Genomic DNA, 23,331 nt, shown 5'->3' on the forward strand with positions numbered 1-23,331 from the left:
TGAAATTAGTTAAGGGGAAGTTACACGATGAAATTAAAAAAATGGCTCCAACTCGTTGTCGTCGTGGCCTTAATTGTGCCATTAACTGCTTGTGGAACTAAAACGGCACAGCAAAAAAAAGCGGCTCAACGACCTAAACCCACTAAAGTGGTGCAAACGCCAACCGAAGATACGCAATTTATGATGGGAACCGTTGTGACCTTACGGGTTTATAATAAGGGTAAAAGTGACGTGGTCGCCGGCGCATTTAAGTTATTGAAAAAAGAAGCTAAGGAAGTTACGACCAATGCGAAAGGCTCAGAAATCGATAAAGTTAATGCCGCTGCCGGTAAACATGCGGTGGTTGTCAGCCGGGATGTTTATCCAATTTTAAAGGCCGCCTATTATTATAGTAAGAATTCGGATGAATCCTTCGATATGGCGATTGGGTCGATTACGCAATTATGGCGAATTGGTTTCTCGGATGCTCGCGTCCCAAGTCAAGCTGAGATTGCGACTAATGTTAAGTTAGTTGATTATACTAAGGTTAAGCTCAACGACCAAAAGCGTTCGGTTTATCTGACGGAAAAAGGCATGAAGTTGGACTTAGGCGGGATTGCCAAAGGGTATATGACCGATCAAGTGCAAAAGTATTTCTTGAATCACGGCGTTTCAACGGCAATTATTGATTTAGGTGGCAATATTTATGTGATGGGCAACAGTCCTAAGAAAACGAAGTCTGGGAACTGGACCGTCGGCATTCAAGACCCGAAACAATCTCGGGGGACGTCAATTGGCTCATTGCCTGCTAAAAATAAATCAATTGTGACTTCAGGAATTTATGAACGCTACCTTAAAAAAGATGGTAAAGTTTATAGCCATTTGATGGATCCTAAAACAGGGTCGCCGTTTCAAAATAATTTGATGGGTGTTTCCATTATTTCGAAAAAGTCGACCGATGGGGATGGTCTATCGACCGCGACTTTTGACAAAGGGTTAAAGGCCGGGATGACCTATATCAATGGTAAAGCAGATCAAGGTATTGGCGCTATCTTTATTACTAAAGATAAAAAAGTTTATGTTTCGAATAATCTGAAAAAGAAATTTACGTTATTCAGTGATACTGGGTACCATTACGGACCAGCAAGTGATTTGAAATAGCGCAGTATGGTATGATAATAGGCATAAAATTAAGGAAATGAGGGACGACGGTGAGTCAGATGATTGACGTTGCACATTTAGATTATCGTTACCCGCAACAGTCGGCGGATGACCTAACGTTAAAAGATATTTCGTTTTCAGTCGCAGCTGGTGAATGGCTGGCAATTGTCGGACATAACGGGTCCGGTAAGTCGACATTGGCTAAAAACTTAAATGGCCTATTAGCGCCAGCAGCCGGCAAAATTACGATTGACGGGCAAGTGTTGTCTGAAACAACCGTCTGGGATATTCGAAAAAAGATCGGCATGGTTTTCCAGAATCCCGATAATCAATTTGTGGGTGCCACGGTTGCCGATGATGTGGCGTTTAGCCTCGAAAATCAAGGTGTCCCGCGACCTGAAATGTTGGAACGTGTGGCAACCGCGTTAGCCCAGGTTGGCATGAGCGACTTTGCGACCCGTGAACCGGCGCGCTTGTCCGGTGGGCAAAAGCAGCGGGTGGCGTTAGCTGGGATGATTGCGGCACGGCCACAAATCTTGATCTTGGATGAGGCCACGTCGATGCTAGACCCTCGCGGCCGGTATGATGTGTTACAGACCATTCGTCAGATGAAGGCCCAATCGAATTTAACGGTACTATCAATTACACATGATATTGATGAAGCGGCGAATGCCAATCGGGTGTTGGTCGTTAACGATGGTCAGCTGGTTGAAGAGGGCACGCCGGCCGAAATTTTCCAGCATGGTCCGGCTTTAATAAAAATGGGCTTAGACATGCCCTATGCTGAACGACTAAAGGCCGCGTTAAAACGACAAGGCGTGCAAGTGCCCACGGCATACTTAACGGAGAAAGGGATGGCGGACTGGTTATGGCAATTGATTTCAAACAAGTAGATTTTACCTACCAACCGGGCACCCCCTTCGAAACGCAAGCCTTGATGGACATTAATGTGTCGATTCCGACCGGTTCATATACGGCATTGATTGGGCATACCGGGAGTGGTAAATCAACATTATTGCAACATCTCAATGCCTTGTTGAAGCCGACTCACGGGACTGTAACGATTGGCGACCGGGTAATTACAGCTGCCACGAGTAATAAAGACTTAAAGTCGTTACGGCAACACGTGGGGATTGTTTTTCAGTTTCCTGAAAGCCAATTATTTGAAGAAACCGTTGCTAAAGACATTGCGTTTGGACCGCAGAACTTTGGTGCCAGTGAAACGGATGCGTTAGCGACGGCTGCTAAAATGTTAACTTTAGTGGGCTTAGACCAATCCCTGCTGGAACGGTCACCGTTTGACTTGTCCGGTGGTCAGATGCGCCGAGTCGCAATTGCCGGTGTGCTGGCTATGGCACCCAAAGTATTAGTCCTCGATGAACCGACAGCCGGGTTAGACCCGCAAGGACGCTTTGATATGATGGAGATGTTTGCCCGGTTACGCCATGAGCAACAGCTGACCATTGTGCTCGTCACACACCAAATGGATGATGTGGCTAATTATGCGGATCATGTGATTGTGATGGATCAAGGTCGCATTGCCAAAACGGGGACACCACGAGAAATTTTTAAAGATCCCGCATGGTTAGCGGCTCATCAATTGGGACTGCCCAAGACGACTGCTTTTGCCCAACAATTGGCGGCTAAAGGCTTGTTATTAGACCCACAGCCCTTAACGGAAGATCAGTTAGCGGCAGCCTTAGTTAAACAATTACCGGCCACGGCCTTTAGGACTGGTGACGCACATGATGAATAAATTGATTTTTGGGCGTTATATTCCTGGTGATTCTGTTATTCATCATATGGATCCGCGTGCCAAATTGTTATTGAGTTTTTATTTTATCGGTATTATTTTTATTGCGAATAATTGGCCAACTTATGTGGCGTTATTTGTTTTTACGTTAATTGCTATTAAATTATCGGGTGTTAAATGGTCCTTCTTTATTAATGGTGTCAAACCGTTGATTTGGTTAATCTTGTTTACAGTCGTGCTACAAGTCTTGTTTAGTGCGAGTGGCGGTCAGGTGTACTTTAAATGGGGGATTATCACAATCAGTCAATTAGGACTCGTTAATGGGATCTATATTTTCTGTCGGTTTGTGTTGATTATCTTTATGTCAACATTGCTAACCTTAACAACACCGCCGTTGGAATTGTCAGATGCGATTGAATATATTTTGATGCCTTTAAAAGTGGTCCATTTTCCGGTCTATGAAGTGGCGTTAATGTTATCAATTGCGTTGCGCTTTGTGCCAACATTAATGGATGAAACTGAAAAGATCATGAATGCGCAACGCGCGCGCGGTGTTGATTTTGGTGAAGGAAATATTTTTCAACAAATGCGTGCCATTGTCCCGTTACTGATTCCTTTGTTTGTGAGTTCCTTTAATCGCGCTGAAGATCTAGCGACGGCTATGGAAGCTCGAGGTTATCAAGGTGGCGAAGGCCGCAGCAAGTTTCGAATTTTGAAGTGGCAGCGGCGCGATACGTGGGCGACTGTGAGCTTTATCGTTTTAACGGGTGTGCTGATTTATTTAAGAGCCTAACCACTAGTTAGCCAGCCAATTGGGCATTTTTTGAGTTAAATGGAGGGAATTTTTGACAACGCGATATAAAGTAATTCTGGCTTACGATGGCACTAAATTCGCTGGTTTTCAGCGGCAACCGCATGAGCGGACGGTCGAGTTAGTGTTTAGTAAGGCGGTTAATAAAATGGCTAAAAATCCAGTGCCAGTGATTCCAATTTATGGTGCGGGACGCACGGATGCCGGAGTACATGCGTTGGGACAAGTGATTCATTTTGATCTGCCCAATGAAATTAATCCGGAGGGAGTTCGAAGAGGGTTAAATAGTCTCCTACCTATGGATTTACTGATTAAGCAAGTTGAAATCGTTCCCGCTGACTTCCATGCACGCTACGATACGGTCGGCAAATGTTATTGGTATCGTGCTTATCAAAATGAATTCGTTGATCCTTTTCGGCGCCAATACACTGGGCATTTTAAATTCACGGCGGATATTACTCGCATTCAACAAGCGTTACCGGATTTATTAGGGCGCCATGATTTTACTAGTTTTGTGGCATCTGGCTCGCAAGCGCACGACCATGTCCGCGAAATCTACGCGGCACGCGCGTGGGCGCTACCAACAACGCAAGAGATTCAATTTGAATTTTATGGGAGTGGCTTTCTCTATAATCAGGTACGTATCATGGTGGCAGTTTTGATGGAAATTGGTCAGGGGCGGCGCGCGGTTGACTGTATTCCACAGTTATTAGCGGCCAAAGATCGGGCGCAAGCACGCGGAACTGCGCCGGCAGCGGGGCTCTATATGAAAAAAGTGTATTATGATCAAGATGAGTTACAAAACGACCTAATTAAGCATTGACTTCTACCCCTAAATTAGGTAAACTAATCGTTGGTATTGTTTGCCCCACGATAAGCCCCGGAATCTTATTGAGTGTCAAACACAGAAAATGGAGGAACACAACGTGCGTACAACATATATGGCTAAACCAGGTGAAATCGATCGTAAATGGTATGTGGTTGATGCAACTGATATACCTTTAGGTCGTCTCTCAACCGTCGTAGCATCAATTTTACGTGGTAAGAACAAACCTACCTTTACCCCTAACGTGGATACTGGTGACAACGTAATTGTTATTAATGCAAGTAAGATTGCTTTAACAGGAAAGAAAGCAGAACGTAAGATTTATTATCATCATACTGCTTATGCTGGTGGTTTAAAGGAACGAACTGCTGGTGATTTCTTAGCTAAAGAACCTGAAATGTTAATTGAAACTTCAGTTAAAGGTATGCTTCCTCACAACTCTTTAGGTCACAAAATGGGCTTGAAGTTGCATGTTTATGCTGGTGCAGAACATACGCAACAAGCACAAAAACCTGAAGTTTTGGATATCACTAACTTAATCTAAGGAGGAAACTACATTGGCTCAAGTACAATATCGCGGCACAGGCCGTCGTAAAGATTCAGTAGCCCGCGTACGTTTAGTACCAGGTTCTGGTAAAATTGTCATGAATGACAAATCAGTTGAGGACTACATTCCATTTGCAGATGTTCGTAAAGAACTATTGCAACCATTTACGGTAACTGAAACAACTGATCAATATGATGTTTTAGTTAACGTTAACGGTGGCGGTTTCCACGGCCAAGCCGGCGCAACTCGTCATGGTATCGCTCGGGCATTGCTCGAAGTAGATCCAGATTTCCGCGGTCCTTTGAAGCGCGCAGGTCTTTTGACTCGTGACGCTAGAATGAAAGAACGGAAGAAGCCTGGTTTGAAGAAAGCCCGTAAAGCTTCACAATTCTCAAAGCGTTAATATTTTTAGAAAAAACGTTGTTCTATCAACATTTTCTGAACTATTAGAAGCTCTTATCCGCAAGGATGAGAGCTTCTTTTTTGGTCTGTTTTGAGTGAGTTTCAGGAAAAATAAAACATGTTTCTAGTTTCCTCATTGTAATTTGCCTATCGCTGTGTTGTTGCGCCAAGCTGCCAGTCACAATTGTCGTTTACGAAAAAAGTTAACCGCACCTAACAATTATTTGAACTCGTGTTAACAATCGGTTATACTGACTATTAGAAACGATGCAAGGTAACCGGCAATGAAACGGAGGAACTTAATGTTAGTTGTTAAGAATCTCACCGTTGCTTACGATGACACACCAGTTTTTACTGATGTTGCCGTGAATTTTAACACAGGCAAGATTACTGGAATCATTGGACCAAACGGTGCGGGAAAGTCAACTTTAATTAAAGCAATGTTAGGGTTGATCAAAGTCAAACAGGGGACGGCGACAGTCGATGGTCAGCCGTTAAAGCAGTTACGTCAAAAAGTCGCCTATGTGGAGCAACGTAAGGAACTCGACTTAACCTTTCCAATCAATGTATTTGAAGTGGTGCTAACGGGAACTTACGGCCGTTTAGGCTTATTCAAAAGTCCTGGTAAGGCTGAGCGTCAAGCGAGCCAAGCGGCATTAGCACAAGTGGACTTAACGGCTTTTGCTAAACGCCAAATTGGAAATCTATCTGGTGGGCAATTACAACGGGTCTTTGTGGCCCGGGCAATTGTACAACAGGCAGAGCTGATCATTCTTGATGAACCTTTTGTCGGGATTGATTTACAAAGTGAAACAGCGATTATGGCGATTTTGAAGCAGTGGCGTGACCAAGGTAAGACGATTATTGTGGTGCACCATGATTTGAATAAGGTTTCACGTTATTTTGATGATTTAGTTATTTTGAATCATGGCATTGTTGATTTTGGCCCCGTTGAAACGGTCTATCAAGCGGCTAACATTGAAAAGGCGTTTAGTGCTGATCTTTCGGCGGTTTTATTTGCACCGACAGGAGGGCTTCATGATGACTAGTATTTCAATGTTTATTGCCGCATTAGGCAAGTATGATTTTTTACAAAGTGCTTTAATCACTGCCATCATGGTCGGGGTGATGTCCGGATTGATTGGGTGTTTTATCATTTTACGCGGGATGTCGATGATGGGAGATGCCATTTCGCATGCGGTTTTACCCGGGGTGGCTGTCGCTTATATGTTTGGGTTGAATGTCTTGATTGGGGCTTCGGTGTTTGGCGTTTTGGCAGCGGGCCTGATTGGGCTAGTTGCGACGCACAGTAAAATTAAAACAGATACGTCAATTGGGATTGTCTTTAGTGCCTTTTATGCGCTGGGATTTATTCTGATTTCGATGGCGGAGAGCGCAACGAATTTACATCATATCTTATTCGGTAATATTTTAGCGGTTAGTGACGCTGATATGATGACAACGGTCGTGGTTTTGGGACTGGTAATCGTCTTCATTGTCTTCTTTTACAAGGAGCTCCTCATTACGTCATTTGATGCGACTTTTGCCCGTACGTACGGCTTAAAAGTTCGGTATTTGCATTATGCCTTGATGTTAATCCTAACGCTGGTCACGGTTTCTGCCCTACAAACGGTCGGGATTATCTTAGTCGTGGCCATGTTAATCACCCCCGCAGCCACTGCTTTTCTGTGGACCGATAAATTAGTCACGATGCTGATTTTGGCTGCCACGGTGGGGGCGGGAGCTTCAGTCGTAGGGCTCTATCTGAGTTATACGCTCAACTGGGCTTCGGGGCCGGCCATTGTATTGGTGGCGGCTGGTTGTTTTGGCATTTCATTTATTTTTTCGCCCAAACAAGCGCTATTACCACGGTTATGGCGGCAACCAAAACCACGGCGGTCAGTGGCATGAAACTAAAAATAATCACGTTGCTAGCCGTGGTTGGGTTAATCGGTGGGATGGCCGCTTTTTTACACCAACGTCAAACGGCAACTGTCACTAAAAATTCAGCGACGAGTAAACTCCGGGTCGTTAGCACTAATTCGATTTTAGCTGACATGGTTGAAAATGTTGGTGGTGATAAAATCGAAAGTTACAGTATCGTTAAACGGGGGACTGATCCGCATGAATATGAGCCCCGTCCTACTGATATTGCAGCGACGGCCGAAGCTGATGTCATCTTCTATAATGGGCTTAATTTAGAAACGGGGGGTAACGGTTGGTTCAAGAAGCTGATTAAGGCGTCTAAAAAGAATTTTAAAACGGATGTTTTTGCGGCGAGCCAAGGGGTTAAAGTCAAACGGCTCACTACGAATCAACAAGAACCTGATCCACATGCTTGGCTTGATTTAGCCAACGGCAGTCAATATGTTCAGAACATGAACAAGGTGTTACAACAAAAAGACCCCGAAAATGCCCGTTACTATCAACGGCGTACCGATCGTTATGTGGCAAAACTCACTAAGTTGCATCAAGCGGGGCAAACTAAATTCAAACAAATCCCGGCATCACAACGCTTGTTAGTGACTTCAGAAGGGGCTTTTAAATACTTTTCTGCGGCGTATCAAGTGCCCACGGCATATATCTGGGAAGTGAATACGGAGTCGCAAGGGACGCCTAACCAAATGCGGACCGTCTTAAAACAGATTCAAGCCTCCCAGATTAAAGGACTCTTTGTGGAAACGTCGGTGTCGCCTAAGTCCATGCAGAAGTTGGCGCAAGAAACTGGTTTGCCGATTCGGGCAACCATCTTCACGGATTCGCTAGCGCCCGCGGGGACGACGGGGGATACTTACTTTACGATGATGCAATGGAACCTTAATCAGATTTATACCGGGCTATCCAAATCAGAGTGACGGCAAAAAAACAGCCACTGTCAGAAGTAATAACTTCTGGTAGCGGCTGTTTGGCGTTTAGTCTTCTTGTTCAAAAGACAATTCACTCATGGATAATTCTAAGTCATCTAGGACGTCATTTTCACTTAAAAATTGCGTCCAAGCTGCGACGGTTTGTTCACGGGTGTGTGGCGCGATTTTGTCGTGGATGTTTTCGAGGACGCTAACTAACATTTTTTCAGCTTGGCGATTAATCTCGGCATCGTTAAAACGACGTGCGGGTAACCGGGCCTGATTTTGCTGATTTAAAAAGTCGGTACACTTGCTCATGAAAATGGCGACGACTTGAGAGTTGTCTTCGAGGTATTTTTGTAAGGTTTCTGTATCCAAATTATGCGCCTCCTAAATAGGCATCAGCTTTATCACTACTATAACACAGCTAGTCGGGGTTAAGTTTATTCTAAGGCTGAATGTAGGATTTCTAACAGCTTTAATTGCACTGGTGTCAGGATATGAGTGGTTCGATAAACAATACTTGTAATGAATTCGGGTTGTTCATCATCTAGTAAATCAAGGCGGACAACATCATCACGATAATGATCGACGACGTTGGTTAAAAAACCGATGCCGACATTTTCAGCAATCAATTTCATTAAGACGTGGGTATCATTAGAACGAAAGACGATGTTAGGTCGGAAATGATTACGCCGAGTCAATTTATTAAAAGCCGTGTTATGGACAAAGTTACTATTGAAGAAGACAAATTTTTCATCACGGAGTTCGCTAAAATAAATACGTTTGCGATGCGCTAACGGGTGGTGTTTTGAAACAAAAATGCTGAATGGTTGGCGATCAAACTCTTCAGCGAGTAGGTTGCGGTAAGAGAGGGGCTCCACCGAGCCAAGGAGGGTCATATCGACGCGGCCATTCTGGACGGCATCCCGTAACGAAATCGACCCACCCTCAACGGTTTCGATGTTAGCCAACATGCCAGCTTGGGCGAGTTTAGCGGCAACTTTGGGAAAATAATGATTTTCAATAATTGGGGGCAGCCCTAAAACAATCTGTTGTTGGGTTAAATTATTGATTTCTTCATGTGCCACTTGGAGTTCCCGTAAGATGATCGCCGCATGTTCAGCCAATTGCTCGCCACTGGCGGTGATACTAACTTGGTTGTGGACGCGATCACGAACGACCAGTTTTGCATTGAATTCAGTTTCTAAACGTTTGATTGCGGTCGTGATGGTGGGCTGGGTCACGCCAAAAAAAACAGCAACTTTTGAAAAATTTTTTTGAATAATTAATTGGTCAAAATAAGCCAAATCTTTTGTGTTCATAAAGAAAGCCTCTATATCAATGATTTGTGGAACCATATAAAATATATTTATATAATAGCATATATTTGACTATAAGTGGTTCAGCACGTTAAAGTGTTATTTGTAAATTGAAATAACGAATTGGAGGAATTAAATATGACTCAAGCAGATACAATTTTAAACAATCCATTTTTAAATAAAGGGACTGCCTTTACGAAGGCAGAACGGCAATCGTTAGGCTTAACTGGGACGCTCCCAAGCCAAGTTCAAACCATTGATGAACAAACGACACAAGCTTATGCGCAATTCCAAAGCAAAGCAACTCGGTTAGAAAAACGAATTTTCTTAATGAATTTATTTAACGAAAACCGGACGTTGTTCTTCCATTTAATGGATGAACATGTGGTTGAATTTATGCCAATCGTTTATGATCCAGTGGTTGCCGATTCAATCGAACAATACAATGAATTATTCTTGGACCCACAAAATGCGGCCTTCGTTTCAGTTGATGCGCCTGAAGATGTGGAAGCCACCTTGAAGAATGCGGCTAGTGGCCGTGATATTCGCTTGGTTGTTGTGACCGATGCTGAAGGAATTCTTGGCATGGGTGATTGGGGTGTCAACGGGGTTGATATTGCTGTTGGTAAGTTGATGGTTTATACGGCTGCTGCCGGTATTGACCCATCACAAGTGTTGCCGGTTAGCATTGACGCTGGGACGAACAATCAAAAATTACTCGATGATCCATTGTACTTAGGCAATCGTCACAAACGGGTTTATGGCGATCAATATTACGATGTCATTGATAAGTTTGTTGAAGCTGAACAAAAATTATTCCCAGAATCATTATTACATTGGGAAGACTTTGGTCGTTCAAATGCCCAAGTGATCTTGGACAAGTACAAGGACCAAATTGCCACGTTCAATGATGATATTCAAGGGACTGGGATGGTTGTTTTAGCTGGGATTTTAGGGGCTTTGAACATTTCTAAGGAAAGTATCAAAGATCAAAAGATCTTATCATTTGGTTCAGGAACGGCCGGCATGGGCATTGCCAACCAAATCATGGACGAATTGATGCAAGCTGGGTTAACTGAAGCTGAAGCCAAACAACATTTCTATGCCGTTGACAAGCAAGGCTTGTTATTTGACGATACGGATGACTTAACGCCGGCCCAAAAAGATTTCACGCGTCAACGTAGTGAATTTAGTAATGCGGATGAATTAACGAACTTAGAAGCAGTTGTTAAGGCCGTTCATCCAACAGTGATGATTGGGACGTCAACGCAACCAGGTGCCTTTACTGAAAGTATTATTAAGGAAATGGCTGCACATACGGAACGCCCAATCATCTTCCCATTGTCTAACCCAACTAAGTTAGCTGAAGCTAAGGCTGAAGATTTAATCAAATGGACTGATGGCCGTGCTTTAATTGCCACTGGGATTCCAGCTGACGATGTTGAATACAAGGGTGTAACTTACCAAATTGGTCAAGGCAATAACGCCTTAATGTACCCTGGTTTAGGCTTTGGGTTGATTGCTTCAACCGCTAAAGTCTTGAACAGTGCCACGTTATCAGCAGCTTGCCATGCCTTAGGTGGTATTGTTGATACTGACAAGCCTGGTGCTGCTGTCTTACCACCAGTTTCAAAAATCACGTCATTTTCACAAAAATTGGCTGAAGTCGTGGCGCAAAGTGTCATTGATCAAAAGCTTAATAAAGAACCAATTGCGAGTGCCAAGCAAGCTGTTGCTGACATGAAGTGGGTTCCAGAATATTAATTAACGTGGTTTGCATAAGAGAGCGTATTAATTAAAAAAAGTAGGAAGTGGGAATAAAAACTCATGGTTGTTTTATGGAATTCAATTCAAAGTGTGCTAGTCGTTGTTCTGATTATGATTTTAGGTTATGTTTTACGGCGGACCGGTTGGTTCTCAGATAGTTTTGCCGGCAATATCTCTAAATTTATTAAGAATATCGCGCTACCAGCATCAATTTTCGTCTCTGTTCTTAGTCGGTTAACGCGCGGTCAGTTAGGGTCGTTTTCGGGGTATTTAGCCTATGCCTTCTTAGCGGTGATCATTGGCTATCTAATTGCCTTTGCCTTAGTTAAAATCATGCGGGTTCGACCCGGACGCAAAGGGATTTTCATTAATGCGATTGTCAACGCCAATACAATCTTCATTGGGTTACCATTGAATATTGCCTTGTTCGGTGAGAATAGTATGACTTACTTCTTAGTTTATTATATTGTGAACACTGTTTCGACTTGGGCTTTCGGGGTCTTCTTGATTTCGAATGATGATCCAACTAAGTCTAAGGAAAAGACGCACAATAAGATTGACTGGAAGAAAGTTATTCCAATGCCACTAGTTGGTTTCTTGGTTGCCTTGGTCTTCTTGTTACTAAACATCCCAGTATTAAAGGTTTCATTTATTAGTTCAACCTTAACTTACGTGGGTAACTTAGTGACGCCATTATCCTTAATCTATATTGGGATTGTGTTAGCCGACGCTGGCTTGAAGAGCATTCACTTTGACCGGGATACGGTTGTGGCCTTGATTGGTCGCTTCATCTTATCACCAATCGTGATGATTTTGGTAATCATGGTCGCTGGTAACTTTGGGGCTAGCTTCCCAACGATGGCCTCACAAACTTTGATTGTTCAGTCCGCAACACCAATGCTCGCGGTCTTACCAATCTTAGCTAATGAAGCCCATGGGGATGTCGAATATGCCACTAACATTGTGACAACGAGTACCGTGTTGTTCATTATCGTGGTACCAATCTTGATGTCTTTGATCCAATTTATCTAGCATTAAAAAATAATGAAAGAGCAGTCGCTATGAATTGGCGATTGCTCTTTTTTTGATGGCCATTTGTGAAATGTCAAAATTTAGTGATAATGACTAAAAACTTTAAAACCGTGACTTATCCCACTTTTGACTGCTGATTAGGTGAAATAATACTGAATTTGCTTGACTATTCATGTGAAAATCAATAAAATGAACAACGTTACATTAATAAGAATTTAATTAGGAGGCAACACTAAATGCGAGCGTCACAACGATTATTGGTTAAAAAAGCAGTTAATCCGGCCAACTTTAATAAGGGCGGCCTAGCTAAAACGTTAAATGCTTTTAGTTTAACGATGATGGGGGTCGGCGCAATTGTTGGATCAGGGATTTTTATTACGCCAGGGATTATTGCGGCGAAGTATGCTGGTCCCGCCGCAATGCTATCATTTGTGATTGCCGCCGTAGTCTGTTCCTTAGCGGCGCTATGTTATGCTGAGTTTTCGTCGACGATTCCATTAGCCGGTAGTGCCTATACGTATGTTTATACGGTCTTCGGTGAATTTTTAGCGTGGATTTTAGGCTGGTCACTGATTTCAGAATATTTATTTGCCGTATCTTCGGTGGCGGTTAGTTGGTCGGCCTATTTTCAAAATTTATTACGGGGATTTGGTCTAGCTTTGCCGACCTATTTATCGGCTGCCGTTGGGACCGCTGGCGTCCAGCATGCTGGTTTTAACCTCATCGCTTTTGTGGTCGTTTTAGCGATTTCACTATTATTAGTGGGCGGGTTACAATCTTCCACGCGAGTTAATTCGATCATGGTCATTGTTAAGATTTTAGTGATCGTGCTTTTTATTGGCGTGGCAATTTTCTTTGTCCGGCCAGCTAATTATCAGCCGTTTATGCCGCATGGCGCGCATGGCCTAGTCAAAGGTGCATCGTTAGCCTTTTATGCGTATATCGGTTTTGACGCTGTTTCAACGGCTTCTGAAGAAGTTAAAAATCCTAAACATGATATGCCAATTGGCATCATTGGCTCGCTTGTCGTAGCGTCGATTCTCTACGTGGCGATGGCGACAGTCTTGGTCGGCGTGGTTCATTATACCCAATTAAATGTTGGCGACCCAGTGGCCTACGCTTTAAGTGTGATTCATCAAAATTGGGCCGCCGGCATCGTGTCATTAGGTGCGGTGGTTGGGATGACGACTGTGCTCATCGTGATGCTTTATGGTGGGACCCGGTTATTGTTTGCGATTAGTCGCGATGGGTTATTACCACGAACTTTTAGAACCTTGAGTCCCAAGACCAAGGTTCCCGTTAAGAGCACGTGGATTTTTGGGGTAATCGCCAGTATCTTTGCGGCGGTGATTCCGCTTGATAAGATTGCTGAATTAGTCAATATCGGGACCTTGTTTGCTTTTGCAATGGTTTCAATCGGGGTTATTTTCTTACGACGACATGAAACGTTGCAACAAATTGAGAGTTCCTTTAAAGTGCCCTTTTATCCCGTGTTACCGATTGTCTCTTTCTTAGCGTGTCTCTATTTAATGCTCAATTTACAAGCTTTTACGTGGAAAATGTTTGGTATTTGGTTAGCTATTGGCCTCGTGATTTACTTTACGTATAGTTTTCGGCATTCAAAGATTCGCGCCGCTTTACGCGCCAAAGAGTAAGTTATCCTTGGCAGCTTAACTGCTTTTTGCTGGTCACCCATGCTATAATTAGAAGGATTAAAAATTGTGAAGTAGGGTGGAGGTGGCGTAGATGAAGCAACGATCAAACGCCTATCATATTAGTGTATTAGCCGTGTTAATTGCGATTGTTATCATTCAAAATATTGTGCCATTTTTCGGGTATATTCCGATTATGGGGTTAAGTTTAACGACGATTCATATTACAGTAATTATCGCCGCAGTCATTTTGGGCCCACGCGATGGCGCAATTATTGGCGGTGCTTGGGGCTTGCTTGATTGGATTCGTGCCTTTGTAGCGCCAACCAGCCCGTTAGCGCCATTGGTTTTTACAAATCCTTTGGTGTCAGTGTTGCCGCGGATTTTGATTGGGGTGGTCGCTGGCTGGGTCTTTATCTGGTTTCGGCGGCACAAAAAAACAACTTTGGGGCTAACGCTAGCTGGTATTGCCGGGTCGTTAACGAACACGTTATTAGTTTTAGGCTTAATTGGCCTGTTGTATCGGCAACAGGCAGCGGGCTTCTACCAGGTTGATCTTGCCAAGCTAATGCCATATTTATTAACGATTGTTGGGACAAACGGGGTCCCGGAAGCAATTTTGGCCGGTCTTTTGACCCCCTTAATTGGATTACCGCTACTACGATTTCGCCATGCGGCTTAAGTAAGTGAATCAAGTTCATTAGTTATGTAAAAAAACCAGTTAGCATGTTGCGCAACATGCTAACTGGTTTTTTGGTGCCTAGGCCTAGACTGGTCGTACTTTTTTCTGACTAATAATAATTTTATCATGATATTTATCCGTGATGTCTGGATCAGTACTGGTGAAGGTAATTAAATAGGCGTTCGTGTAGGCCTTCGCAATTTCACCAGTGTAGGGGTTACCCGCTAAGTTAAAGGTGACTTTGGTCCCAATTTCCATCAAGCCGCACCTCTTTTCTGAGTCTGTCGTTAATATAGCATGGTGGTTAATAATGTCAACCGGCGCAGCCCAAAAAGCTAATTTTAAAAATAAAAGTTAAGATTGTTTGAATTTTCACTTATCGCTTGATATGATAAAGGCAAAGTTATTGATTCCGCTTACTTTTTGGGGAATCTAACAGTCGCATTAAAGGGGGGACCACCATGAATTTAGGATTGAGTATTTTATCCTTAGCTCGTTTTCAGTTTGCGATGACGACGGTATTTCATTTTTTCTTTGTGCCATTATCAATTGGGTTAGCTTTAATCGTCGCTATTATGGAAACAATTTACGTTGTTAAGAAGGATGAGTTATATAAACATATGGCGCAATTCTGGGGACGAATCTTTTTACTTAGCTTTGCCGTTGGTGTTGTTACTGGGATTATTCAAGAATTTCAATTTGGGATGAATTGGTCAGATTATTCACGGTTTATGGGTGATATTTTTGGTGCGCCATTGGCAATCGAAGCGTTGGTGGCGTTCTTTATGGAGTCAACGTTTATTGGCCTGTGGATGTTTGGTTGGGATCGATTTAACGCAGGAATTCATTGTGCGTTCATTTGGCTAACTGCCATTGGGACGATGATTTCCGCAATGTGGATTTTAGCGGCGAATAGTTTCATGCAAAATCCCGTTGGGTTTATGATTAATGCCAAAACTGGCCGGGCTCAAATGACCAGTTTTTCAGCGGTCATTAAAAATCCACAGTTATGGTATGAATTACCCCATGTGTTGTTTGGCGCTTTCGTAACCGGTGCCTTTGTTGTGGCGGGGATGGCAGCGTTTGGTTTACTCAAAAAACGAAACGTTCAGTTCTTCCGCAAATCTATCACGATCAGTTTACTCGTTGGTCTGATTGCGACCATTGGGGTGGTTGGCATGGGCGATTTGCAAACCCGTTATATTATTAAAGAACAGCCGATGAAGTTTGCAGCGACTGAAGGGTTGTATAAGGATTCAGGCTCACCGGCACCTTGGGCGATTATTGAGGGCTTAGATACCAAAAATCACCAAGCCAAATGGTCAATTGAAGTGCCGTATGTCTTAGATATCTTGAGCTATCATAAGTTAAGTGGGAATGTAAAGGGCCAAAACCGGCTGAACAAAGAATTACATGCGAAGTATGATCATAAATTTGGTAAAAGCATGAATTACTATGTCCCAGCTAAAACATTATTCTGGAGTTTCCGGGTCATGGCAGTGTCTGGCGGCCTATTCGCGTTAATTGCGATTGTCGGCTTATTCTTTAACCGTGCCAGTTCAACGTTGATTGAACGGCAGCGTTGGTTCTTATGGGTTTTAGGAATCTGTACGTTCTTACCATTTGCTGCGAATACGGCGGGCTGGTTCATTACTGAATTAGGTCGTTATCCATGGGTCGTTTATGGGTTGTTAACAATCGCGGATGCCGTCTCACCAAATGTGAGCGTGGCGTCACTATTGATTTCAAATATCATTTACTTCTGTTTATTCAGTGGCTTAGGCGTTGTTATGATTGTCTTATCACGGCGGACGTTACGTCAGGGTCCGGATGATTTGTTACAAGCGGCCGATGATGCACCATATGATCCATACGGCAAGGGGGCCTTCAGTCATGAGTAACTTACAATTCTTATGGTTTGTGTTAGTTGGCGTTTTGTTTAGTGGCTTCTTCTTCTTAGAAGGATTTGACTTTGGGGTTGGGATGACGATTAAGAGCTTAGCCCAAACAAGGCAAGAACGGGATGTTGTGATTCATACGATTGGTCCGCACTGGGACGCTAACGAAGTTTGGTTGATCACTGCCGGTGGTGCCATGTTTGCATCGTTTCCAATGTGGTATGCGTCATTATTTTCTGGCTTTTATCTAATTCTGTTATTTATTCTGGTGGCTTTAATTATGCGTGGCGTCTCCTTTGAATTTCGGAGTCGGATGGCAACTGCTGCTGGCCGCAACTTTTGGGAATGGGCCGCTGCAATTGGTAGCTTTTGTGCCGCATTCTTGTTTGGCATGATGTTCACTGCGCTCGTTAAAGGGATGCCGATTGATGCAAATGGTAATCTCACCGCCCACTTTACGGATTACGTCAATCCGTTCACGTTAGTTGGTGGGGTGGCGGTTACCTTACTATGTTACTTACATGGCTTGAATTTTATTCGGTTAAAGACGACGGGAACTTTACGGCAGCGCGCACTTCAGTGGGCTAAACCCCTTTATTGGGTCTTGTTCGCTGGTGAGGTCTTGTTCGCAGTCTTACTCTATTTCAATACCGACTTTTTCACGAAACGGCCAGTGTCAACGTTGATTTTAGTGGTTGCCCTAGTGGCGTTGACGGTCTTAGCGACGTGGGGTGTATATGGCAATCATGAATGGTTATCCTTTATCGGCAGTGGCTTATCATTGATTGATGTCGTGGTCTTATTGTTTAATGGCCTGTTCCCACGGGTGATGGTTGCCAACAATGCCGCTCACAGTATTCTAATTAAGAATGCGTCGAATTCACCATATACGCTACATGTGATGACTATCATTACTCTGACGGTGTTACCGATTATGTTGGCTTACTTTATCTGGAGTTATTGGGTATTTTATAAGCGCCTAGCATCGTAAAAGTTGTTTGAATCAGATCGTGACTTAGCAATGAATAAGTCACGATCTTTTGTGATTTTTGAGTGAGGAGGGATGGTCAATGTTTGATCCAGCACTATTTAAGCTTCCAGGCATGCGCCGACTCGCCGTGTTATTGACGGTGTTGGCGTTATTTGAGGGAATCTGTATTATCATGCAAGCCCAGTTTTTGGCGGTGGCAATTGTGGGCCTATGGCGGCGCCAAGCGTTGACAACTGTCTTACGACCAATGTTGTTTTTTGCCATTGCGTGGGTGGGCCGACAATTGTTAGTGGTCATTAAGAATCATTTGATGTATCCACTGGTTGCCAAGACGACTGGGGCATTACGGCGCCAAGTCATGCAAAAGCTTTATCGCTTAGGACCGAGCTATGTCGCCAAAATGGGCACGGGTAACGTGGTGACGACTGCCTTAGAGGGGCTTGATAAAGTTCAGACGTATTTGATGTTGGTCGTCATTAAAGTGATTGATATGATGGTGATTCCCTGGGTGATTTTAATTTATATTGCCTTTTTACGCTGGCGGGAAGCCTTGTTTCTATTGGCCATTTTTCCATTAATTATTTTATTTATGATTATTCTTGGGTATGCGGCCCAGGCCAAGGCAGATCGGCAATATGCAGGTTATCAGCGATTATCCAATCATTTTGTTGATACGTTGCGTGGGTTACCGACGTTAAAACAGCTGGGCTTGAGTAAGCGCTATGCCAAGAATGTGTATCAAGTAAGCGAAAGTTATCGTCAGCAAACACTGGCAGTCATTAAAGTAGCCATGTTATCGACGTTTGCCTTGGATTTTTTCACGACGTTATCCATTGCAGTGGTTGCCGTCTTTTTAGGCTTTGGCTTAATTAATGGCACGATTACCTTATTGCCGGCGCTAGTGATTCTAGTCTTAGCACCAGATTACTTTTTGCCCCTGCGAACGTTCGCTAATGACTACCATGCAACCTTAAATGGTAAAAATGCGTTTACCGCCGTTAAGACGATGCTGGCATTACCGTTACCGACGCAACAAGCCCAACTAGGCACGACGCCGTTAACTTGGCAAGCAGATAGTACGTTAAGTTTGAAAGCTGTCGATTTTGGGTACACGACTGATCAGTTAGCCTTAACGAACCTCGATTTTACGGCTAAAGGTTACCAGCGAATTGGGATTATTGGGGCCTCAGGTTCTGGCAAGTCAACCTTGATTAAGTTATTAGGTGGCTTTTTGACGCCCACCCCGAACCAGGGGACGCTGGCAGTTAATGGGCAACCGATTCCACATCTTGATCAGACTGCTTGGCAACAAAGCTTTTTCTATATTCCACAAAATCCGTACTTGTTCCATGCGACTGTCGCTGAAAACATCGCTTTTTATCAGCCACAGGCGACACCGACTGCAATTGCCCAAGCTGCTGAGCGAGCCGGCTTAACGGCTTGGTTACAGACTTTGCCAGCAGGGCTAGCCACGCCAATTGGGGAAGGCGCGCGAGGGGTCAGTGGCGGTCAAGCACAACGGATTGCGTTGGCCCGCGCGTTCTTAGATAATTCACGGCAGATTTTATTATTTGATGAACCGACAGCGCATTTAGATATTGAGACTGAAGCGGCCTTAAAACAAACGATTTTGCCAGTATTTGATCAACATTTGGTCTTTTTTGCAACACATCGATTACATTGGTTGAATCAAATGGATTATGTGCTGGTCTTGTCACATGGTCGTATCGTTGAACAAGGGGTGCCAGCGCAATTAGCAACACACGCCGGACCGTATCAACGGCTATGGACTGAAATGGGAGGTGCGACCGAATGAAAAACTTTTTTGCCACGTTTCAACATGATACTTGGGTGATGCCGTACCTCCGCAAATATAAGAAATTACTAGCACTTACGCTCTTTTTAGGTCTGATGACTTTTTTCTGTGGCTCGGCATTAATGTTCAATTCAGGCTATTTAATCAGTCGTGCGGCGCAACGACCAGAAAATATTTTATTGATTTACGTCCCGATTGTCTTGACTAGAGCTTTCGGTATCGGCCGGCCAGCATTTCGGTATGCGGAACGGATTACGAGCCATAACTGGGTTTTAAGAATCGTCTCAGATTTTCGGAAGAAGCTCTATCAAGCGGTGGCTAAACAAGCCGTCGCCATTCGGCAGAATTTTCAAACTGGAGATGTCTTAAGTTTGTTGGCCGATGATATTGATCACATTGAAAACCTCTATTTGCGGACAGTTTTTCCAACAGTTATTGCGTGGACCATGTACGTGATAATTGTACTTGCACTCGGCTATTTCAGCTGGTGGTTCGGGTTATTGATGGTAGTCTTATTAGGGCTAATCGTGGTCGTGATGCCATTGTGGTCCGTCTTAATCAATGGTGCTAGGGAAGCCAAAAGTCGTAAAATTCAACAACAATTTTATACGCAATTGACCGATTCAGTGATGGGACTCAGTGACTGGGTGATTGCTGGGCGTCAAGCGGATTTTAATGCGCAGCAAACAGCACCCATCGAGCAAATAGAAGCACTCCGGCAAGCGGACCATCAATTTCAATGGTGGCGTGATTTTACCATTCAATTATTGTTCGGTGTGATTTGCTTGGCCTTATTAGGGTGGAGTAGCTTGTATTGGACCACTAATCCGGCTAGCGTTAACTGGATTGCTGCCTTTGTGTTATCGGTCTTTCCGTTAGTTGATGCGTTTCAGTCAGTTAGTCAAGGTGTCAGCGAGTGGCCCAGCTACCAACGGTCGATTAAGCGGGTTAATCAGCTGGATACGACGCCACCAGATGAGTCGCAACAGACACAACTCACTGAACCATTCCAAACACTGCGGGTGACTCAGCTTGGCTTTCAATATGACGCCACCCAACCAGCTATTTTTGACCATTTGGATTTAACGCTGCAAGCTGGTGAAAAAGTGGCCTTACTCGGGCCTTCTGGCACTGGCAAGAGCACGTTACTTAAATTGATTTTAGGTGATTTGACACCCAATGCTGGGACTATCCAGTTAAACGATGTGCCGATTAGTCGCTTGCAAACGGCGCGAGCTGCTTTGTTTGGCGTCTTAGACCAGCAACCTTATTTGTTCAATACGAGTATTCTAAATAATGTGCGCATGGGGAATTTGCAGGCCACGGATGCGGCCGTTAAAGCCGCGTTAGTTGCAGTGGAATTAGGACCGTTAATCGATGCGTTACCAGCGGGAATGGCGACGCTAGTCGAAGAAGGCGGGACCCGGTTTTCGGGCGGTGAACGCCAACGGATGGCCTTGGCGCGTATTTTATTACAAGATGCGCCGATTATCATTTTGGATGAACCTACAGTTAGCCTAGATCCGATTACAGAAGCACATTTGTTAGCTACTATTTTTCGGGTGTTACAAGATAAAACCATTCTCTGGGTGACTCATCATTTAGCTGGGATTGATTATGTTGATCAAGTGCGCTTTTTAGAGGCGGGACGGTTCGATATGGCTGGGACGCCTGCCGAATTATATGCAACTGCGCCGCGATTTAAGCGGTTGTATGATTTAGACCGCGGTCGTGATGCTTGACATTAACTTAGGCCAAAAAATGCGGCAAGAATCTTATGAATTCTTGCCGCATTTTTTGGGTTAAATCACCTTTTAGGCCTTGGATTAATGGTTGCGAACTAACAATTGTGTCACGAGGTGTCTTAGGGCTTGTTGACTGCTGCCGGCGGGTAAGCGATTAATCAGGCTTAAGGCTTGTTGTGTATACGTGGTAGCCAATTGTTGGGTCTGCGTGACCCCGCCTAAGGCAATCACTTGGTCGCGAATTGCGAGCAGGTCCTGATTAGTTGGGTGACTGCCTGGCATGGGAAGCTGTTGTGCCAAGCTCGGGTCACGTTGTAGCGCATAGATTAAAGGCAAGGAATAGACCCCCACCTTTAAATCAGCCAAGACCGGTTTATGGGTCAAGGCTTCATCACCGGTGTAGTCCAGAATATCATCTAACATTTGATAGGCAAGACCAAGTTGTTGACCGATTTGTTGTGCCAAGGTTTCCACAGCAGCTGGTGCCACGGCTAAATGTGCACCTTGCTGGCAACTGAGGCTGAATAAGCGGGCTGTTTTACCTGCGACGACTTGTAAATAGTCATTAAGCGTAGTGGTCGGTTGAAAGTTATGGGCCATTTGATCTAGCTCACCTTGTAACACTGCCCGCATGGCAGCAGTGTTGCGCTTCACATCAGCAGGGGTACGGGCAGATAAGACGACTTGGTCGAAGTAACACGTGAATAAGAGATCGCCCGCATAAATGGCATTGCGTTGTCCGTAATCTTGGTGAATAGTCGTAATTTGTCGGCGCTTAGGGGCTTCATCAATGACATCATCATGAATTAAGGTGGCAACATGTAAAAGCTCCATTGCCGCCGCACCAGCTTGTAACCGGACTGGATCTTGATCAGCGCCAAATTGGCTGAATAAATAAAAGAAGCCTGGGCGTAAAAATTTACCGCCAGCGGCTAATAGCGTGTGCACCCGGTCATTGATGGCCGCATTATCAATCTGCACATTTGCCAGTAAATAAGGTTTTAGCGCTGTTAATTGGTCGTGAATTTGAGTATTGGACCGCCAAATATTTTGAATCATGCACCGTCACTCCATACGGGTGGGCTGAATCAACCCTTGCAGCCCCACCTATTCTAAAATACAATCTATATTAAAGGTACAAATAACTGGAAACGTTGTCAAATAAAAGGGGGAGGCATTTTCTTGAAACCGAAAGTTTTTCTGGAATTTGTGGAGATTAAGTCGTTGATTGCTAGCATTTTACCATTTGTTTTAGGCAGTTTGTACGCAAGCTATAACTATCATCAAATTCATTTGGGCTATCTGAGTTTGTTCTTTGTGGCATCTTCGTTATTCCATATGGCGACTAATGCCAATGATAACTATCAGGATTTTATCCATGCGCCACGTAATGTGGATAATCAGGACTTTTTGGAAGCGACTAATGTCGTCGGGGTGCAGCAGATTTCGATTCGCCAAGCACGCACTGTGACTTTTGGCTTGGCGGGGCTGTCATTACTTTTGGGCCTGTGGTTAGTGACTAAGACGGGGTGGCCGCTATTGTGGATGGGCGTTTACTCATATGCTGTCGGGTATTTTTATGCCGGTGGTCCCAAGCCAATTTCAACGGGACCGTTTGGTGAATTCTTTTCAGGATTTACCATGGGTTTCATGATTTTTTGGATTGCCGTCTATATAAATACGTTTGATGTCGCCCCGTTGACCTGGGGTGCAAGTCTGAAAGTATTGGTGGCGTCTGGCTTAGCAATTTTTGCCATTGCCAATATTATGCTGGCCAATAATATTTGTGATCAGGCCGAAGACTTAGCCTTGGGCCGACACACGATTTTGTATTATCTAGGCAAGCCAGTGATGCTGCAAGTCTTTGCCTGGAGTTATGTTGCCGGTTATGGTTGCTTAGTCGGCGCGGTTGGGCTGGGTGTTTTACCGCCGTTAAGCTTGCTGACCTTGTTAAGTGCTATCCCAGTTTTCAAAAATACGCGTGTCTTTATGCAAAAACAAGTCAAACGGGAGACCTTTAGCTTATCCATTAAGAATGCAACATTAATTTGTTTATCATTTATCGTTTTTATGGGAATCGGGCTCATCGTTTAACGGCAAA

23 protein-coding genes are annotated in these 23,331 nt (G+C 44.1%); 19 read left to right on the forward strand and 4 right to left on the reverse strand.

The window, feature by feature from the left end; translation table 11 throughout:
- The first annotated feature begins 27 nt into the window (after positions 1-27).
- The 10 genes from C5Z26_RS00175 (at position 28) to C5Z26_RS00220 (ending at position 8,334) form a co-directional block, all read left to right on the forward strand.
- Complete coding sequence (locus C5Z26_RS00175; RefSeq protein ID WP_105448043.1) at positions 28-1,140, forward strand: FAD:protein FMN transferase; 1,113 nt, start codon at positions 28-30, stop codon at positions 1,138-1,140.
- Positions 1,141-1,199: 59 nt separating this feature from the next.
- Positions 1,200-2,033 carry an energy-coupling factor ABC transporter ATP-binding protein gene (locus C5Z26_RS00180; protein ID WP_105450096.1) on the forward strand — a complete coding sequence of 278 codons (834 nt, stop codon included), beginning with the start codon at positions 1,200-1,202 and terminating at the stop codon, positions 2,031-2,033.
- A complete protein-coding gene (locus tag C5Z26_RS00185; protein ID WP_105448044.1) occupies positions 2,009-2,896 on the forward strand; it encodes an energy-coupling factor ABC transporter ATP-binding protein in 888 nt (295 codons plus the stop codon). Before C5Z26_RS00180 ends, C5Z26_RS00185 begins: the two co-directional genes overlap by 25 nt.
- Complete coding sequence (locus tag C5Z26_RS00190; protein WP_105448045.1) at positions 2,886-3,686, forward strand: energy-coupling factor transporter transmembrane component T family protein; 801 nt, start codon at positions 2,886-2,888, stop codon at positions 3,684-3,686. The genes C5Z26_RS00185 and C5Z26_RS00190 overlap by 11 nt, the downstream gene beginning before the upstream one ends.
- A 52-nt stretch (positions 3,687-3,738) precedes the next feature.
- Complete coding sequence (truA, locus tag C5Z26_RS00195) at positions 3,739-4,527, forward strand: tRNA pseudouridine(38-40) synthase TruA (protein WP_105448046.1); 789 nt, start codon at positions 3,739-3,741, stop codon at positions 4,525-4,527.
- Between the two features lie 103 nt (positions 4,528-4,630).
- Positions 4,631-5,074 carry a 50S ribosomal protein L13 gene (gene rplM, locus C5Z26_RS00200; protein WP_105448047.1) on the forward strand — a complete coding sequence of 148 codons (444 nt, stop codon included), beginning with the start codon at positions 4,631-4,633 and terminating at the stop codon, positions 5,072-5,074.
- Between the two features lie 13 nt (positions 5,075-5,087).
- Positions 5,088-5,480 carry a 30S ribosomal protein S9 gene (gene rpsI / locus C5Z26_RS00205; protein ID WP_105448048.1) on the forward strand — a complete coding sequence of 131 codons (393 nt, stop codon included), beginning with the start codon at positions 5,088-5,090 and terminating at the stop codon, positions 5,478-5,480.
- Between the two features lie 301 nt (positions 5,481-5,781).
- On the forward strand, positions 5,782-6,528 hold the full coding sequence (locus tag C5Z26_RS00210; protein ID WP_105448049.1) for a metal ABC transporter ATP-binding protein: 747 nt from the start codon (positions 5,782-5,784) through the stop codon (positions 6,526-6,528).
- Positions 6,521-7,390 (forward strand): metal ABC transporter permease, encoded by an 870-nt coding sequence (locus tag C5Z26_RS00215; protein WP_105448050.1) that lies wholly within the window; start codon positions 6,521-6,523, stop codon positions 7,388-7,390. The genes C5Z26_RS00210 and C5Z26_RS00215 overlap by 8 nt, the downstream gene beginning before the upstream one ends.
- Positions 7,391-7,437: 47 nt before the next feature.
- Positions 7,438-8,334, forward strand: coding sequence for a metal ABC transporter solute-binding protein, Zn/Mn family (locus C5Z26_RS00220; protein ID WP_370447990.1), 897 nt, complete (start codon positions 7,438-7,440; stop codon positions 8,332-8,334).
- Positions 8,335-8,391: 57 nt separating this feature from the next.
- Here C5Z26_RS00220 and C5Z26_RS00225 read toward each other — a convergent pair whose 3' ends face one another.
- Together C5Z26_RS00225 and C5Z26_RS00230 are read right to left on the reverse strand one after the other, a co-directional pair.
- On the reverse strand, positions 8,392-8,703 hold the full coding sequence (locus tag C5Z26_RS00225; protein ID WP_105448052.1) for a hypothetical protein: 312 nt from the start codon (positions 8,701-8,703) through the stop codon (positions 8,392-8,394).
- A gap of 65 nt (positions 8,704-8,768) precedes the next feature.
- Positions 8,769-9,650: a LysR family transcriptional regulator gene (locus C5Z26_RS00230; protein ID WP_105448053.1), complete on the reverse strand. Its 882-nt coding sequence runs from the start codon at positions 9,648-9,650 to the stop codon at positions 8,769-8,771.
- A 135-nt stretch (positions 9,651-9,785) separates the two neighbouring features.
- Between C5Z26_RS00230 and C5Z26_RS00235 the strand changes: the two genes are divergently transcribed.
- The 4 genes from C5Z26_RS00235 to C5Z26_RS00250 all read left to right on the forward strand — a co-directional run bounded on the left by C5Z26_RS00235 (position 9,786) and on the right by C5Z26_RS00250 (position 14,780).
- Positions 9,786-11,411, forward strand: coding sequence for a malolactic enzyme (locus C5Z26_RS00235; RefSeq protein ID WP_105448054.1), 1,626 nt, complete (start codon positions 9,786-9,788; stop codon positions 11,409-11,411).
- A gap of 63 nt (positions 11,412-11,474) precedes the next feature.
- Positions 11,475-12,446, forward strand: coding sequence for an AEC family transporter (locus tag C5Z26_RS00240; RefSeq protein ID WP_105448055.1), 972 nt, complete (start codon positions 11,475-11,477; stop codon positions 12,444-12,446).
- 236 nt (positions 12,447-12,682) lie between these two features.
- A complete protein-coding gene (locus C5Z26_RS00245; RefSeq protein ID WP_105448056.1) occupies positions 12,683-14,101 on the forward strand; it encodes an amino acid permease in 1,419 nt (472 codons plus the stop codon).
- A 91-nt stretch (positions 14,102-14,192) separates the two neighbouring features.
- Positions 14,193-14,780 carry an ECF transporter S component gene (locus tag C5Z26_RS00250; protein WP_105448057.1) on the forward strand — a complete coding sequence of 196 codons (588 nt, stop codon included), beginning with the start codon at positions 14,193-14,195 and terminating at the stop codon, positions 14,778-14,780.
- 84 nt (positions 14,781-14,864) lie between these two features.
- Here the strand turns inward: C5Z26_RS00250 and C5Z26_RS12525 are convergent, their stop codons facing one another.
- On the reverse strand, positions 14,865-15,038 hold the full coding sequence (locus C5Z26_RS12525) for a hypothetical protein (RefSeq protein ID WP_199774968.1): 174 nt from the start codon (positions 15,036-15,038) through the stop codon (positions 14,865-14,867).
- Positions 15,039-15,241: 203 nt separating this feature from the next.
- Between C5Z26_RS12525 and C5Z26_RS00255 the strand changes: the two genes are divergently transcribed.
- The 4 genes from C5Z26_RS00255 to cydC all read left to right on the forward strand — a co-directional run bounded on the left by C5Z26_RS00255 (position 15,242) and on the right by cydC (position 21,227).
- Complete coding sequence (locus tag C5Z26_RS00255; RefSeq protein WP_105448058.1) at positions 15,242-16,681, forward strand: cytochrome ubiquinol oxidase subunit I; 1,440 nt, start codon at positions 15,242-15,244, stop codon at positions 16,679-16,681.
- On the forward strand, positions 16,674-17,669 hold the full coding sequence (gene cydB, locus C5Z26_RS00260) for a cytochrome d ubiquinol oxidase subunit II (protein ID WP_105448059.1): 996 nt from the start codon (positions 16,674-16,676) through the stop codon (positions 17,667-17,669). Before C5Z26_RS00255 ends, cydB begins: the two co-directional genes overlap by 8 nt.
- 79 nt (positions 17,670-17,748) lie before the next feature.
- Complete coding sequence (gene cydD / locus C5Z26_RS00265) at positions 17,749-19,485, forward strand: thiol reductant ABC exporter subunit CydD (protein WP_105448060.1); 1,737 nt, start codon at positions 17,749-17,751, stop codon at positions 19,483-19,485.
- Positions 19,482-21,227, forward strand: coding sequence for a thiol reductant ABC exporter subunit CydC (gene cydC, locus C5Z26_RS00270; protein ID WP_105448061.1), 1,746 nt, complete (start codon positions 19,482-19,484; stop codon positions 21,225-21,227). The genes cydD and cydC overlap by 4 nt, the downstream gene beginning before the upstream one ends.
- A gap of 84 nt (positions 21,228-21,311) precedes the next feature.
- Here the strand turns inward: cydC and C5Z26_RS00275 are convergent, their stop codons facing one another.
- The gene (locus C5Z26_RS00275) at positions 21,312-22,289 is read right to left on the reverse strand and encodes a polyprenyl synthetase family protein (protein WP_105448062.1); all 978 of its coding nucleotides are present in this window, start codon (positions 22,287-22,289) and stop codon (positions 21,312-21,314) included.
- Between the two features lie 123 nt (positions 22,290-22,412).
- Between C5Z26_RS00275 and C5Z26_RS00280 the strand changes: the two genes are divergently transcribed.
- Entirely contained in the window at positions 22,413-23,324 is a 912-nt protein-coding gene (locus tag C5Z26_RS00280) for a prenyltransferase (RefSeq protein ID WP_105448063.1), read from the forward strand.
- The last annotated feature ends 7 nt before the right edge of the window (positions 23,325-23,331 follow it).

This window comes from Lactobacillus sp. CBA3606, assembly GCF_002970935.1.
GTDB lineage: Bacteria > Bacillota > Bacilli > Lactobacillales > Lactobacillaceae > Lactiplantibacillus.

Excerpts from the sequence above, each read along its gene's own strand:
- cydD (WP_105448060.1), top strand. The coding sequence starts at position 17,749 with ATGTTTGATCCAGCACTATTTAAGCTTCCAGGCATGCGCCGACTCGCC.
- C5Z26_RS12525 (WP_199774968.1), bottom strand. The coding sequence starts at position 15,038 with ATGGAAATTGGGACCAAAGTCACCTTTAACTTAGCGGGTAACCCCTAC.
- C5Z26_RS00255 (WP_105448058.1), top strand. The coding sequence starts at position 15,242 with ATGAATTTAGGATTGAGTATTTTATCCTTAGCTCGTTTTCAGTTTGCG.
- C5Z26_RS00220 (WP_370447990.1), top strand. The coding sequence starts at position 7,438 with ATGGCCGCTTTTTTACACCAACGTCAAACGGCAACTGTCACTAAAAAT.
- C5Z26_RS00245 (WP_105448056.1), top strand. The coding sequence starts at position 12,683 with ATGCGAGCGTCACAACGATTATTGGTTAAAAAAGCAGTTAATCCGGCC.
- C5Z26_RS00230 (WP_105448053.1), bottom strand. The coding sequence starts at position 9,650 with ATGAACACAAAAGATTTGGCTTATTTTGACCAATTAATTATTCAAAAA.
- C5Z26_RS00180 (WP_105450096.1), top strand. The coding sequence starts at position 1,200 with ATGATTGACGTTGCACATTTAGATTATCGTTACCCGCAACAGTCGGCG.
- C5Z26_RS00175 (WP_105448043.1), top strand. The coding sequence starts at position 28 with ATGAAATTAAAAAAATGGCTCCAACTCGTTGTCGTCGTGGCCTTAATT.
- C5Z26_RS00275 (WP_105448062.1), bottom strand. The coding sequence starts at position 22,289 with ATGATTCAAAATATTTGGCGGTCCAATACTCAAATTCACGACCAATTA.
- C5Z26_RS00185 (WP_105448044.1), top strand. The coding sequence starts at position 2,009 with ATGGCAATTGATTTCAAACAAGTAGATTTTACCTACCAACCGGGCACC.
- C5Z26_RS00235 (WP_105448054.1), top strand. The coding sequence starts at position 9,786 with ATGACTCAAGCAGATACAATTTTAAACAATCCATTTTTAAATAAAGGG.
- C5Z26_RS00250 (WP_105448057.1), top strand. The coding sequence starts at position 14,193 with ATGAAGCAACGATCAAACGCCTATCATATTAGTGTATTAGCCGTGTTA.
- cydC (WP_105448061.1), top strand. The coding sequence starts at position 19,482 with ATGAAAAACTTTTTTGCCACGTTTCAACATGATACTTGGGTGATGCCG.
- C5Z26_RS00190 (WP_105448045.1), top strand. The coding sequence starts at position 2,886 with ATGATGAATAAATTGATTTTTGGGCGTTATATTCCTGGTGATTCTGTT.
- C5Z26_RS00240 (WP_105448055.1), top strand. The coding sequence starts at position 11,475 with ATGGTTGTTTTATGGAATTCAATTCAAAGTGTGCTAGTCGTTGTTCTG.
- C5Z26_RS00215 (WP_105448050.1), top strand. The coding sequence starts at position 6,521 with ATGACTAGTATTTCAATGTTTATTGCCGCATTAGGCAAGTATGATTTT.
- cydB (WP_105448059.1), top strand. The coding sequence starts at position 16,674 with ATGAGTAACTTACAATTCTTATGGTTTGTGTTAGTTGGCGTTTTGTTT.
- C5Z26_RS00210 (WP_105448049.1), top strand. The coding sequence starts at position 5,782 with ATGTTAGTTGTTAAGAATCTCACCGTTGCTTACGATGACACACCAGTT.